Raw genomic sequence first — 14,215 nt, 5'->3', positions numbered from 1 at the left:
GACATGGACCGCGTCGCAGGGGCACGGTCCGGCGCGCCACGATCGCACACGTACCCACGCGCACGCGCGGGACTCACGTCCGGGACACGACTCCGCACGACTCGTTGTCGGAGTGGCCGATGTCGCGGCTCCGGTCGTAGGGGTCCGTCGTCGGGCCGCTCGGGGGCGCGCCCGTCGGACCCTGCGAGTCGAAGTGCGGGTGCAGGAAGCCGTCGTAGACACCGCAGGCGCTGTTGCCGAGGTCCTGGTCGTAGCGGACGACCGACAGTTTGCCGGGGGTGACCCGGTACTTCGTCGGGTCGGGCAGCTCCAGGTCGAGGACGCGGCGCACGATGGTGCGGGTCACCTCCGGGGAGTCGCCGCGGGAGACCGGGTAGACGAAGGTGTAGTCGGCGTGGATGGCGACGGACGCCTGGTCGCCGGCCTTGAACGTCATACGGCCGCGGGTCTTGACCACGTCCCCCACGAGCCGGACCTCGTCGGGGTCGAAACGGCTGAACAGACGCAGGGGGTCGTGCTTCTGGTCGGGCTTGCTCAGCGAGCTCCGCGCGTCGTCGAGCATCTTCGGCTGCTTGGGGTCGAGGACGGAGAGCGCGGTCTCCGGGCGGCCGCCGAGCAGGGTGGCCGGGTCGATGTTCGCGTCCACGAGCAGGGCTTTGGTCTGTTGCAGCGCCTGGGCCACCTGCGCCTTGGTGCGCGTGCCGACCGCCTTCGCCTCCGGCGGGACGATGCCGGCGGCGCCGTCGGCCCAGCGGGCGGCCGGGGATCCGGCGAACGGCCGGTCGATCGTGGGGGTGTCGGACGCCGCGGTGGAGGGGGCCCCGGTCGGGCGCTCGGTCTCCGCGGGCAGTGCCGGGCCGTCCGCGTCGGCCCCGGAGTGGTCCGCGCCGAAGAGGCCGCCGAGCGGATCGCCGGGCAGTACGGACGGTTTCATCGCGACCACGGCCAGCACGATCGCGAGCGGCACGCCGAGGATCGCCCACCAGCGGCGCCGCCGGGACTTCCGTCCGTCCGTGGCCGGGCCGGTCCGCCAGCCCTCGGGCCGTATGCCCTGCTCGTCCTGCTGCCGCAGCCGTTCGGCCACCATGCGGGCCCGCGCCGACGGCTCCTTCGGCGCCGAGTCGCGGATGTGGCGCTCGCTGTCACGCGCGAACTGCTCCCACACGTCGTCGGGGACTGAGGGCTCCTGGTCCGAGCGTTCTTCGGACGGCTTGTCAGACACGAATGACAGTTCTATGGGGCTGGCACGGGTGTTCACAAGTCGAACAGGTACGTGACCCAGGCCACATAAGGATTATGTGAATGACGGGGCAACCATTTCCGGGCGTCACCGGTCACACCTGCTGAATCAACGGCCACACCCGCGCTCCCCACACGCGGAGGTCTCTCCACTTCGCGTACTGCGACCTCGCGGTGCGCCGGACTTCCCGAGGTCTTCATGAAGCTTCGCCGTGCCATGGCCGTTGCGGCCGCTACGGCTGTCGTGGGTCCGCTCGCGCTGCTCTCGGCGCCGGCCGCGTTCGCCACCGAGCCGTCCGACCAGGCGACGAGCCCCGCCGCGACGGTGACGCCGCCGGCCTCGCCCACCACGCCCGGGTCCACGGTGCCGGGCACGCCCTCGGGCACGCCGGGCGACTCGTCGTCGCCCGCGACCACTCCGCCGGCCTCGACGACCCCGTCCGGACCGCCGTCCGTCTCGGCCTCGCCCGGCGCTTCGCCGACCGAGGACCCCGAGACCCCCTTCTGCGAGGACCTGGACGAGGACTACGGCGACGCCAAGGTGTCCGCCGACATCAAGGGTCTGCCCGGCAAGATCGTCGCGGGCAGCGGCTTCCACTCGTTCAAGCTGATCGTCACCAACGAGTCCAAGCTCGACATCGAGGGTGTCTCCTTCTACGCCGAGATCGAGAACTACGAGCTCGACGAGTCGAAGTACCTCAGCCCGTACGTCGACCTGGAGTTCAAGAACCCCGAGTCCGGCAAGTGGACCCGGATCGGCGACGAGGAGTGGGCCGGTGACCTCTTCTTCGGTGTCGACACGCTGAAGGCGCACCAGAGCGAGTCCGTCTCCCTGCGCGTCAGCATCGGTAAGACCGCGCCCACCGGTGACGCGTACTCCTTCGGCTCCGGCGCCTACGTCGACAACGTCGACGGCCAGGACTGCATCGCCGAGGGCTGGGCGCACTACGACTTCCAGGTCCTCAAGGCCGGTTCCCAGAACCCGGAGCCGGGTGACGCCGAGCCGGGCGACGGCGACAACGGCCCGGGCAAGCAGCCCCAGGGCGACGCCTCCGACGTGCCGACCGGCAACCTCGCCGCGACCGGCTCCAGCTCCGCGCTGCCGATGATCGGCCTGGTCGGCGGGGTCGCCGTCGTCGCCGGTGCCGGTGCGGTCCTCGTCGTGCGCCGCCGCAGGAATGGTGACGCCGCCGCGTAACGCACCAGCGGCCCGCGTCTCCGGACACGACCGCTGAGAGGCGTCGCGCCTCGCACCTGAGGAAGGACCTGAGCTCGGAGGGGGGCACAGGTCCTTCTGCATGTGCTTCTTCTTCTTGTCCGTCCTCAGGTGCACATGAGGCCCGGCGGGTCAGGCCTTCGGCGGCACCGCCGGCATCCCCAGGAACGGCAGCTTCAGCGCGCCGAACGCGTCCGCCGGGACCGCGGGGCTGCGCGGCTCCACCGGCTTGAGGCGTTCGTACGCCGCTCCCTGCGCGGGACGCGGGTCGGCCTCGCCCCGGTTGGGCCAGTACGACATCGCGCGCTCGGCCTGGGCCGTGATGGTGAGCGACGGGTTGACGCCGAGGTTCGCCGAGACGGCCGCGCCGTCGACGACGGAGATCCCGGGATGCCCGTACAGCCGGTGATACGGGTCGATCACCCCCGTCTCGCGGGAGTCGCCGATCGGGCAGCCGCCCAGGAAGTGGGCCGTGAGCGGGGTCCCCATCAGCTCGCCCACATTGCTGCCCGCGAAGCCGTTGATCTCCTCGGCGAGCACGGACGCGGCCTCCGAAGCCGCCCTGATCTGCTTGGGGTTGGGTGCGCCGTGGCCCTGCCGGGCCGTCAGCAGACCCTTGCCCGCGCCCTGCGGCTTCAGATACGTCGTCAGCGAGTTGTCCAAGGACTGCATCACCAGGCCGATGATCGTCCGCTCGGACCAGCGGCGGTTGGAGAGCGAGCGGAGCACCAGCATCGGGTGCCTGGCCGCGTTGGCCAGCCAGCCGAGGGCACGGGACGAGCCCTCCGCGTACGGCACTTGGAGGATGGAGAGCCCGCCCATCGCGTTCGAGCCCTTGCCGTAGCGGACGGGCTCGATGTGGGTGTTCTCGTCGGGGTGGACCGAGGAGGTGATCGCGACCCCGCGCGTGAAGTCGGCCCGGGGCTCGCCGTGCGCCTTGCGGTAGCGGCGGTTGTCCGTCTGCGCGCCCACCAGCGCCTCGGAGTTGGTACGGGTCAGCTCGCCCAGCCGGTCCGAGATGTACGGCAGTTGGCCGCCGGACTTCATGCGGTGCAGCAGCGTCTGCGTGCCGTAGGTGCCGGCCGCGATGACGACGCGGCGCGCCTTGAACGTACGGCCCTCGCCCTTGCGGCGGTCGTCGGTGGGGAGCGTCCGGACCGCGTACCCGCCCTGCGAGTCGTCGGTGACCGAGACGACGGTCGTCATCGGATGCACGACCGCGCCCGCCTTCTCGGCGAGGTGGAGATAGTTCTCGTTCAGGGTGTTCTTCGCGCCGTGCCGGCAGCCCGTCATGCACTCGCCGCACTCGGTGCACGCCTTGCGGTCCGGTCCGGCCCCGCCGAAGTAGGGGTCGGTGACCTGTCCGCCGGGCTTCGCCTTCGCGCTGCCGTCGGCGTCCTCGCCGTCACCGAAGAAGACGCCCACCGGTGCCATGTGGAAGGTGTCGCCCACGCCCATCCGCTCGGCGGCCGCCTTCAGATGGACGTCGGACGGGGTCATCGTCGGGTTGAGCCGCACCCCGAGCATGCGCCGGGCCTGGTCGTAGTACGGCCGCAACTCCTCCTGCCAGTCGGTGATGTCCTTCCACTGCGGGTCCTCGAAGAACGGCTTCGGCGGTACGTAGAGGGTGTTGGCGTAGTTGAGCGAGCCGCCGCCGACGCCCGCGCCGGCCAGCACCATCACGTTGCCCAGCAGATGGATGCGCTGGATGCCGTACATGCCGAGCCTGGGGGCCCAGAGGTAGTTCTTCAGGTCCCAGGAGTTCCTGGGCAGCGAGTCGCGGGTGAAGCGGCGGCCCGCCTCCAGCACCCCCACCCGGTAGCCCTTCTCGGTCAGCCGCAGGGCGGTGACGGAGCCTCCGAAGCCGGATCCGACGACGAGGACGTCGTAGTCGTACGCGGACGCCTCGTACGACCCCTTGTTGCCGTCCGGGGGGCCGTCCGGGGCGCCGCCCGGGGTGCCGTCCGGGGTGCCGTCCGCGTCCTGCTTCCGGGCAGAGTTCTCCTGTGACACGTGCTCTCCTCGTTGAGAACGGGTGAGGTCGGGGGCGGGGGCGGCGGATCGGGCCGCGGACGGCCCGGGGTGTCCTAGCGGAGTCGCAGCGCCTTCATGGCCCGCAGGCTCCGGCTCATGAACGCCGCGTACTTCTCGTCGTCCATGCCGAGCGACGGCGCCATGGGCAGCAGCCGCTGGTGGGCGACGGTCTGTGCCTCGGTGTACTTGAGGATGCCCTCGGAGCCGTGCCGGCGGCCGAGGCCGGAGTCCTTCATGCCGCCCATCGGCGACTGGACGCTGCCGTACGCGGACGCGTACCCCTCGTTGACATTGACGGTGCCGCTGCGCAGCCGGGCCGCGACGGCACGGCCGCGCCGCCCGTCCTTCGTCCAGACCGACGCGTTCAGGCCGTACGGCGTGGAGTTGGCGAGCTCGACCACCTCGTCCTCGCCGGTGAAGCGGTAGATCGAGACGACCGGCCCGAAGGTCTCCTCGGTGCAGACCGCCATCGGCGCCTCGACGCCGTCGAGGATGGTCGGCTCGAAGAAGTACGGGCCGATGTCCGGGCGGGCCACGCCACCGGCGACGACCCGGGCCCCCTTGGCGACCGCCTCCTCCACGTGCCGGGTCACGGTCTCCAGCTGGCGTGCGCCGGCCAGGGAGCCCATCTCGGCGCCGTAGGCGAGGGAAGTGCCGAGCCGCATCGCCTTCGTACGGGCGGCGAGCCGCTCGAGGAAGGCATCGGCGACCGACTCGTGGACGTACAACCGCTCGATGGAGATGCAGAGTTGGCCGGCCGAGGAGAAGCAGGCGCGGACGGCGCCGGCGGCGGCCTTGTCGATGTCGGCGTCCTCGAGGACCAGCATGGCGTTCTTGCCGCCGAGTTCGAGGGAGACGCCGATGAGCCGGGCGGCGGCGCCCTGCGCGACCTCCCGGCCGGTCCGCGTCGAGCCGGTGAAGGAGACGTAGTCGGCGTGCTTGACGACCTCGGGGCCGACGACGGGCCCGTCCCCGATCACGACCTGGAACACCTCGGCGGGCAGCCCGGCCTCGATGAGCAGATCGCGCGCCCACAGCGCCGTCAGACACGTCTCCGTGTCGGGCTTCATCACGACGGCGTTGCCCGTGACGAAGGCGGGCAGCGCGTCGCCGACGGACAGCTCCAGGGGGTAGTTCCAGGGCGCGATCTGGCCGACGACACCGCGCGGGTGGCGCAGTTCGGTGACCTTCGTGAGCGTCGGGATGGCGCCGGTGTGCCGCTTGGGCCGCAGATACGCGGGGGCCTTGCGGCCGTAGTGCCGGGCCGCGACGGCGACGGCCTGCACCTCTTCGTGCGCGTGCAGCCGGGCCTTGCCGGTCTCCAGCTGGATCAGGTCGAGGACCTCGGCCTGCCGGGCGAGCACCAGGTCGTGGAAGCGCAGCAGGACGGCGGCGCGCTGCCGCACGGGGGTGGCGGCCCAGACGGCCTGCGCCGCGCGGGCCCGCTCGAAGGCCTCGCGTACGTCGTCGGGGGTGGACTCGGGCAGATCCGCCAGCTTTTCGCCGGTCAGCGGCGAGTGGTTGGCGGTACGTCCGGAACCGACCACTCCCTTGGTGAGCTGGGCGACCAGCTCGGGCGTGACCACGTCGGCGGCGGTCCGGGCGCCTTGCGGGGCGGGCGCGAGGGGATTCGTACCGAGGGGGCCGTCGGCGGTGGTGCCCGTGCCGCCCTTGCCTTCGGTTCCGTCGGTGCCGGTCTTCTCCGGGGCCTGCGAGTCCGTCATGAGCCGCAGAGTATGCCCGCCCGAGCACTTTGGGTACCCGTCGGTAATCGGCTTTCACCGACCACTCACACGCCGCCAGCGATCACTGGCAACGAATGCCCTGATCAGGGGGTTGTGGGTCGGACGATCACGAGGTGGGCGCCGGGGCGATCGGGGGTCGGGGGCTTCTGGTCGGCACGGTCGCCGTCTGCCGACGGGGACGGCGGTTACGTGCGCCTCTTCGCGAGGCCTGCCTTCGCCGCATCCGGTTCCGCGACCTTCGACACTCGACCGCGACCCTGCTTCTGGAACAGAGCATCGAACCCGTCGCGATCAAGAAATTCCTCGGCCACGCCCCGCATCGGCGTTACCGCGACGGTGTACATGCCCGTCCGATTCCAGCTCCAGCGCCAAGCCATCGACACCCTTAGCAACGCACGTCGCCATACCTACCCCGCTGCCCTATCCGGAGACGCCGGAGCCCCCACCAGAATTTCGTGGGGGCTCCGGCAACCAGCCACGTTGCCGTCAACCGCGCGCAGAGACCATGATCGACCACAGATCGCCAGGCGCGAGCGACTCGCCCTCACTCGCACATTCGTCAACAACGAAGAGGATTACGTGAGATTTCGCGACACGATAGCACCGATATCCAGTCTGCCTCTGGAGCTCCTCCAAGGAGTAAGACTGATTCCCTTCGATTTCACGACGCAGAGCTTCGAACGAAACCGTTCGCGATAGTCCTGCAAGGGAGGGCATTAAGTTGTCAGGAATAACTTGCCCAGACCCGCCCGCTAGCCGATGAACCTGTACGGCGATACCCTCGCAAGATCCAGCGAACAAGTTGAATTCCAGAAGACCGTAATCCAGCCGGAGAGACTTCTTCCTGCGGTCTGCGACGCACTGGTCTCCGAGCACATCGCGGACCTGCTCAGCCGAGCTACCAAGCCCCAGGCCCGCAACGGTTCCCGTCACTGCCACGCGCGCTAGAAAGCTGACGGCCGTCACTCAATCTTCTCCAGCGCCTTGATCAGGAAGTGCATTTCAGCTCCCCGGCTGCGTGAATTTCCCCAGTTGTGGTCATTCATATCGGCCATGGCAGATCGCGCCTTGCCGATAAGGTCGGCCCTCAGCTCCGGATTTTTCATGATGGCACTTCGGGCACTGGCCACATCGCGCGTGCTGGCCATTCCGTTACTAAGCCGAATCCCTTCGAAACCGACTCCTCCGTCACCGTTCGGGAAGACTCGTATCTCGGAGCTGCCAACGTGCATATGTGCGCCCTTCGTGGCCCAGTCCGATGCAGCCGGAGAAATCCGGATACTTGGCGCTGCGCAATTATGCACCACGATCGGAGTAGGTCCGGCCAGCACATAGTACGTGTGCAGTTCACTGACAGTCAGGTTGTGGACCGTCGCCTTCAGGGTGGTCCAGCGGTCGATCGCCGTGATCTGGACCTGGTTTCCCGTCGTGGTGCGCAGTCGCTCGCCCTGCTCAAGGTCTGTCGCCTTGATCCACTCACCAAGTTCCGGGACCCAGAAGGGGTGACCTTCAGTCGCTGTGACCGTAGAGGTCTTGTTGCCCTTCTTGCCGTCGACGTCAACCGTGACCTTGACGAGGTGCTTGAGGCCTGTGCCCTTGATCTCGGCGGTGACGGTCTCGGTCTTGGTCTCGCCGGTTTCCGGGTCGGTGGCCAAGACCTTGTCGCCGATATCGACGTCCTTGATCTTTTTGGTCGAGCCGTCGGCCATCAGCACTCTGGTGTCAGGTGTGAAGCTGTTGGCTTCCTCCTTGACGCACGACTCGGCGGCATCCGCAAGTCTGCTGGCCTCCTTCCGTGCCTTGCGCCACCCCTTGAAGTCGCCCCACAGCTTCTTCCCGAGCCCGACGATCCGCTTGCCCACCGCGTACGCCTTGTCGACGCGGAAGCCGTACTTCGCGGCAAGTCGGCCGAGAGGTCCACCGCTGATGAGCGAGGAGACGACGTTCACCGCCGTCGACCCGCAGGAGCCGAGACTTCCCGTCGTGAAGCAGTCCAGCGCGTCCGTGATGCCCAGTTCGTCGGCGATGATCTTGCCGAGCTCCTTGGCGATGGCGATCGCACGCTTCTTGGCGGCGGCCTCCCTCTCGCGGGCTTCGTCTGCCTTCGCGTCGGCGGCTGTGTAAGTGGCTCCGGTCGAGACCGAGTTCGTGGAGCTGTGCGTATCGAGTGCACCCCGGTGTTTCGACGGTCCGGCCCCGCACTCGTTCCAGCCGCCTATGCAGTCCGCGAGGCGCAGACCCGACGCGTCGCTGAAGCTGACGGGACTGTTGTTCGCGTACGCGTAGCCGTTGATCTGCTGCGGGTCGCTGTAGTCGATGATCGGGTCGGCCGAGATGAAACGACCGGTGTCGGAGTCGTACTCGCGCGCTCCCAGAGTCGTCAGTCCCGTGGACTTCTGGATCGTGCCGCCCACGAAGCCCTTGTCGTTGACCCATGAGGAGCCGGAGGACGAGGACTCGTCCCGGGTGTTACCGAAGGGGTCCATCCGCCGGCGGGACAACGCACCCGTCTTGGCGTCGACGGAGAGTTCCGCAGTGCCTTGGTGATCGGCGGCGAGGAAATGCACCCCGTCCGCCTCCCGCATCGCCACGGTCGTGGAACCGAGGGAGTAGTAGCGGGTCGTGGTCACCTTGGAGGTGGCCTTGTTCAGGTGGAGTTCCATGCCCGGCAGGTAGAACGTCTTCTCGGCCGACGTGTCCCGCAGAAGACGCTCACCCGACGCGTCGTACGTGTAGGACGTCGCCGTCTTGTCGGCGTTCGTGACCTGGGTCAGCTCACCCTGCTTGTCCCAGTTCAGGGTCTGCGTGTCGCCGGACAGCACACGGGTCTTCGTGTTGCCCGAGGCGTCGTAGGTGTACTTGTCCTGGGACGTGACCTCCGGCGTGGTACTGGTCGCCGCCGTCTTCTCCACGACCGACGACACCGTGTGGGGACCGGAGTTCGTCCCGTCCGGGCCCGAACCGGTCTCGCCGTACTTGTACGTTCGAGTCGAGGTGCCGGTGCCGTTCAGACCGTGGCGCACCTCGCTGGTGCGGTTGCCGATCGAGTCGTAGCCGTAGTCCGTCCAGTACGGGGACACGCCACCGACCGTCGAGGACGAAGCGCCCGAGGAGCACGCCGCGTCCGTACTGCCGGTTCCCGAGGCACCGCTGGGCACCTTGGACGAGGTCCACGCGGTCTTCAGGCGGCGCAGTCCGTCGTAGGCGAAGCACTGCACATCGCTCGTGCCGGCCTTCGGAGTGTCAGTGATCGACAAGACGTTGCCGCTGGCGTCGTAGGTGTAGTACGCGTTGTACACCTGGCTCGCAGCATCCGAGACCTTCACACTGGCGTTCGTGAGCCGGTCGGTCCCCTTTTCGTAGTCGTACGACAGCAAGGTCTTCTGGTCGGCGCTGCCGCCCGTATACAGCTGAAGACTGTTCAAGTTGGAGGTGGGCGAATACGACACGGCTGTGACGTAACTGCCCCCGCCCAGCGAGGTCGTGAGTCCCGACGGACGCTGCAGTTTGTCGTAGCTGTACCCCAGCGCCTCGCCCGTCAGGTCACCGGCAGCAGGGATACCCTGGCCCTGCACCGTCCCGTCGGGGTTGTACTGCGTGGTGTACTCGTACGTCCCACCCAGCTCCGGCTCAGCCGTCTTGGACAGCGTGTAGCGCGTCTGGGTCGGCTTGTAGTCGTTTTTCTCGTCGAGCTTGGGATAGATCACCGCCGAGTAGACGGCACCGTCCTTGTACGTATACGTGCCGTACAACTCGCCCTTGGCACTCGTGTCGTACTTCGTCACAGACAGCTTGACACCGGTGTCGGGTTCGCCCTGCCAGGTCGAGACCGCGCGACCGAGCTCGTCGTACGTCGTCGACGTCTTGTTGCCGTTGACCGTGGCCGACGTCTGGCGGTCCATCCCGTCGTACGTGAACGTGGAGGTGCCGGTGTCCGGGTCGACGGCCTTCTTCTTGCGGCCGAGCTGGTCGTACTCGTAGGTCCAGGCGTTTCCGGCGTCGTCCGTCACCTTCGACAGCTGGCCCGCGGGCGTGTACCCGTACGAGGTCGTGACCGCACTGCCCCCGGCCGGATACTCGACACGGCTCGTCACCTGGTCGCGGGCATCGGACACGACCGTCGTGGTCGGCTGTCCGGCCGGCGGGTTCGTCGTGACACGGTCACCGCTGTACGTGTACGACGTGCGGTACTTCTCCGCCCCGCCCACGTTGAAGATGCTGGCCTTGGTGCGGCCCGTGCCGTCGTACTCCGTGACCGTCTGCGCCGGCACATCCGAGTTGAGCGGCTTGAACAGCGTGTCCGAAGGGGCACCGGTCGTGAAGTAGGTGTCGTTGATCCTCACCACGCGGTTGGAACCGTCGTAGAGAGTGTCGGCGACCATGCGGCCGCCTTCTCCTTCGGTCTGCTCCTGGCGCGGTCGCAGCAGACCGTCGTAGAGGGTCCACTCGCTGCCGTACGAGGTGCCGTTGTTCTCGATCTTCTGGGTGTGGACGGCGACCGGTCCGGCGTCCCCACGGATCAGGTACTCGTACTTGATCGAGGGGGTCGCGCCTATGCGGTCGGAGAGCCAGACCGAGGTCAGGCGGCCCAGCGCGTCGTAGGCCAGTTCGGTACGCCTGCCGTTCTCGTCGACCTTGGCGCTCGGCAGGCCCCACTGGGGCGCGTACTCGGTCGAGGTCGTCCAGTTCAGGGTGTTGGTGACCGTGGACTTGGTGGCCAGGCCGTAGGCGTTCTCGTCGTAGACGGTCCTCGTGATGTGGGACTCCGCGTCCTTGACCGTCAGCGGACGTCCGTAGCCGTCGTACGTCGTGTCGGCGGTCGTCTGGTAGGTCGCCACAGTGCCGTCGTGCGCCGTCAGCCGCTTCGTGAGCGTCACATCGCCCTTGGTGGGTGCCGCGCCCAGCGTGGTCGAACCGTCGTACAGGGTCAGGTCGTCCGAGATGACCTGGGTGGCACGCTTCGGCGTGGTGGCGCAGTCCGCGGAGACCGTTTCGGCACGCGAGACGTACGCGTACATGTTCTTGCTCGCGTTGTCCGCGTACTCGGTGCGAGTGCACCGATTGTCCGCGACTCCCGTCTCGCCGTAGTCGGCGACCTGGAGTATGCGGCCGGTCTTGTCGTCGAACGTCCTGGTCGACTCCGTGGTGCGCCAAGTGCCGCCGGAGAGCGCCGTTTTGGTGGTGGTGTTCCAGTCCTTGTGGACGTAGCGGGCGTACCGCGTTCCCCAGTCCCTGACGCGGGTGGCCGTCACATCCGTCGACGGCTTGGTGACGGACTTCTGGGTGATGTCAGCGCCGTTGTAGGTGATCGTCTCCAGCTCGGACCCGGCCTTCCAGTCGGAGTCCGTGTAGCTGGTGCCGTCAGAGTCGGTGACGGAGGCGGAACGTGAACTTCCGTTGGAGGCGACGTCCCCGTCCAGTCCTCGGAAGAACGTGTGCTCGGTCTTGGTGTTCGACGGAGAGTTGGTGCCGGCGGAGGTTTCGACACGGACCTTGCCGTAGCCGCGCCAGTCCCCCCAAGTCCGGTATTCGGACTTCGTGATGCCGTCGGGCCTGGCCTTGCGCCAGCCCGCGTCACCCAGGTACGTGTACGAGGTGACCTGGGTCGGGCTGCCGCCCGTCAGATCCTGCTCGGCGACGGAGGCGACGACGTACTTGTGGAACCAGTCCACGATCGGGTCGGTGACACCCGGCGGATTCCATTTGACCGGGAAGCAGCGCTTGGTCGAGGAGTCCTCAGCAGGCAACGTGGTCGGAGTGCACTGTGCGTCCGCGTAGTTGACGCTCAGCATGCTGCCCGCTTCGCTCTTCACGCCGGAGAGCCGGAAGCGGTAGAAGGGCTGCAGGTTGTCGCCGGCCTTGTCGACGCGGTTGGCGAGTTGCGTGCCCTGCAGCTCGACCGACGGCACGGACACGTCGGTACCCGCCTTGCCCGTGTGCGTGATGCCGTTCAGCCACAGGGACTTGGAGCCATCACCGTTGTCGGTGAAGTTGTGCGACAGGCTCCACTCGTCGACGGGGCTGTACGTCGCGTCGCCGGTCCGGATCTCCGTCGTGATCTTGGTGATCTTCTTGCGGGTCCAGAACGTCGGCGAATTCTGCCCGGGGCATTTAGCGTCGGCCTTGCAGTTCTGATCCCATGGCACATCCGGCCAGTCGGCGGCCGTGGAGTCCTTCAGAGCGGCGGCCGAGCAGTCGGTCAACGCGCCTAGGCAGCGTTCGGCGGTGCTGAAGACGACCCGGGCAGCCGGCTTGGTGGAGTAGACCTTGTCCTCGCGCTGTCCGTAGTCGACCCGCTTGAGGTATCCGCCGCGAACATACGACTTGCCGTTCTCGCCGGTCTTCAGGCCCTGCGTGTAGTAGTTCGTCTCCTTGCCGTAGAAGTACGACATCACGTTGCCGTGCGGATCGATGACGTGGTCGAGGTTCCAACGCCAGGCCTGCGTGCAGTACGCGTCGGCGAACGTCGCCTTGTAGCAGGGCTCGCCCGAGTCGTCGCCGTAGACGGGAACCGTCCAGGTGGAGCTCGTCTCCTCGTTTCCGCTCGCGTAGCCAGGCAGCCGGTTCATACCGAAGAAGTACTGGGTACCGTCGGAAGTCGTGATCTTCCAGTACTCACCGTCGTCGTCACCGTTGGTGGCGCCGGTCAGCCTCTCGACCTTGGAGTTGTCGTCGTTGCTGATCCGCCATGCGCCGGTCTCGTCGTCCTTGATGATCTCACCGGAGCTGCCACCGGTGAGAGAGAGCGTCGCATTGTCGAACGCCCAGCACTGGTCGCCGAGGTTGGCCGCCTGACCGTCGTCGGCACACCCCTTGTAACTGCGCTCGATGTAGCCCGGGTCGTAGGAGAAGCCCTGGCCGACCCACGATCCCTGGTTGTTGGTGGCCGCGGTCTGACCGTCGATCGCCTGGGAGTTGTAGCTCAGCCCGACCGTCGGCTGCATCCCACCGGGCACCGGTGGAGTCGTCATCGGGTACGACCAGGTGAACGCGCCGGAGCTGGTGTCGACGCCCCACTCCGAGGAGGGAGCCAGGCTCGTGGCCTTGTAGTCACCCTGATCACCCCCGCCGCTGGCCGTGGCAGCCAGGACCGTGGCCGACGACCCGGCCGCGGCTCCGGCATCTGCCAACTGTGCGGAGGCACCTGAGGTGTCACCGGCCGCACTCACCTCGGCGGTGAGTGTCTGCTGCGCAGCGTTGTTACTGCTGCGCAGGTACGTCGGGGTCGAGCAGCCCGTCTTCTCCGGAGTGGTCACCACGCATGCCGGGTACTGCACAAGACGCAGCCGGGAGCCGTACTCACCGCCGTAGGCGTCCGCGAAGTCCGCATAGTCGAGCGTGAGCTGAGCGGAACCTCGCTTGCTGTCGCCATCCGCCCGGGCAACGGTGAACAGCACGCCGTCCACACCGGCGGCCTGGGCGGCCTTGCGGCCGAGGACCTCGACCCGTACCGACCCCGTTCCCCTCTTGCCCCTGACTGCCTTGGCTGTCACCGGCAGGCCCTTGGCCTTGGTGGCCTTGTCGGAGAGCTTGACCTCGGCGCTTCCCACCGTCGGCCAGTCGGTCTCGTCGGCGCGCTTGACCTCGGCCTTCTTGGCTGCGTTGACCTTGCCGAAGCTCTTGGGCTTGACGTCCTTGCCCCGGACGGGAGCGTCGACATCTTTCTGCGTGTTCGGCTTGGTCAGGCCTTGGTCACCCGCCGTCGCCGGAGGCGCGTACTGGGGAAGGAGACCTATGGACAGAGCCAGGCCGAGAACCAGCGCGGCGCGGCGTCTACCGCTGCGCCACGCCGGTCTGGCGGTCCGGAACCAGGGGGGCGAGGACATGACATCTCCATGAGTCTCGGGGGATGCGAGGAAGCAGGGGGAAGGAGGACGCGGGGGGGGGGGGGGGGGGGCCTCCCCCCCCCCCCCCCTGGGGTTTTTCTCAGGCCCTCCTCCCTTCTCCCCCACCCCCCCCCCCCCCCCCCCCCAAAACCACC

6 protein-coding genes are annotated in these 14,215 nt (G+C 67.9%); 1 reads left to right on the top strand and 5 read right to left on the bottom strand.

All coding sequences use genetic code 11. From position 1 onward, the window contains the following. Positions 1-73: 73 nt before the first annotated feature. The gene (locus tag ACFWM2_RS22985; RefSeq protein WP_383282834.1) at positions 74-1,222 is read right to left on the bottom strand and encodes a hypothetical protein; all 1,149 of its coding nucleotides are present in this window, start codon (positions 1,220-1,222) and stop codon (positions 74-76) included. A 216-nt stretch (positions 1,223-1,438) separates the two neighbouring features. Between ACFWM2_RS22985 and ACFWM2_RS22980 the strand changes: the two genes are divergently transcribed. Continuing rightward, positions 1,439-2,437 carry an LAETG motif-containing sortase-dependent surface protein gene (locus ACFWM2_RS22980; protein WP_383282831.1) on the top strand — a complete coding sequence of 333 codons (999 nt, stop codon included), beginning with the start codon at positions 1,439-1,441 and terminating at the stop codon, positions 2,435-2,437. Positions 2,438-2,587: 150 nt separating this feature from the next. Here ACFWM2_RS22980 and ACFWM2_RS22975 read toward each other — a convergent pair whose 3' ends face one another. The 4 genes from ACFWM2_RS22975 to ACFWM2_RS22960 all read right to left on the bottom strand — a co-directional run bounded on the left by ACFWM2_RS22975 (position 2,588) and on the right by ACFWM2_RS22960 (position 14,060). Next, positions 2,588-4,468, bottom strand: coding sequence for a GMC family oxidoreductase N-terminal domain-containing protein (locus ACFWM2_RS22975; RefSeq protein ID WP_383282828.1), 1,881 nt, complete (start codon positions 4,466-4,468; stop codon positions 2,588-2,590). 74 nt (positions 4,469-4,542) lie between these two features. Further along, positions 4,543-6,213, bottom strand: a complete 1,671-nt coding sequence (locus ACFWM2_RS22970; RefSeq protein WP_383282825.1) for a succinic semialdehyde dehydrogenase — start codon at positions 6,211-6,213, stop codon at positions 4,543-4,545. Between the two features lie 206 nt (positions 6,214-6,419). Beyond that, entirely contained in the window at positions 6,420-6,578 is a 159-nt protein-coding gene (locus tag ACFWM2_RS22965) for a hypothetical protein (protein ID WP_383282822.1), read from the bottom strand. Positions 6,579-7,196: 618 nt separating this feature from the next. Continuing rightward, positions 7,197-14,060, bottom strand: a complete 6,864-nt coding sequence (locus ACFWM2_RS22960; protein ID WP_383282819.1) for a polymorphic toxin-type HINT domain-containing protein — start codon at positions 14,058-14,060, stop codon at positions 7,197-7,199. Between the last annotated feature and the right edge of the window lie 155 nt (positions 14,061-14,215).

The organism is Streptomyces sp. NPDC058371, from assembly GCF_042723265.1.
Lineage (GTDB): Bacteria > Actinomycetota > Actinomycetes > Streptomycetales > Streptomycetaceae > Streptomyces.
Note: the sequence above shows the minus strand (reverse complement) of the source record. Positions and strands in the feature narration are given on the sequence as shown.

Coding starts and splice junctions, on each gene's coding strand:
- ACFWM2_RS22980 (WP_383282831.1), top strand. CDS start 1,439: ATGAAGCTTCGCCGTGCCATGGCCGTTGCGGCCGCTACGGCTGTCGTG.
- ACFWM2_RS22970 (WP_383282825.1), bottom strand. CDS start 6,213: ATGACGGACTCGCAGGCCCCGGAGAAGACCGGCACCGACGGAACCGAA.
- ACFWM2_RS22965 (WP_383282822.1), bottom strand. CDS start 6,578: ATGTACACCGTCGCGGTAACGCCGATGCGGGGCGTGGCCGAGGAATTT.
- ACFWM2_RS22960 (WP_383282819.1), bottom strand. CDS start 14,060: ATGTCCTCGCCCCCCTGGTTCCGGACCGCCAGACCGGCGTGGCGCAGC.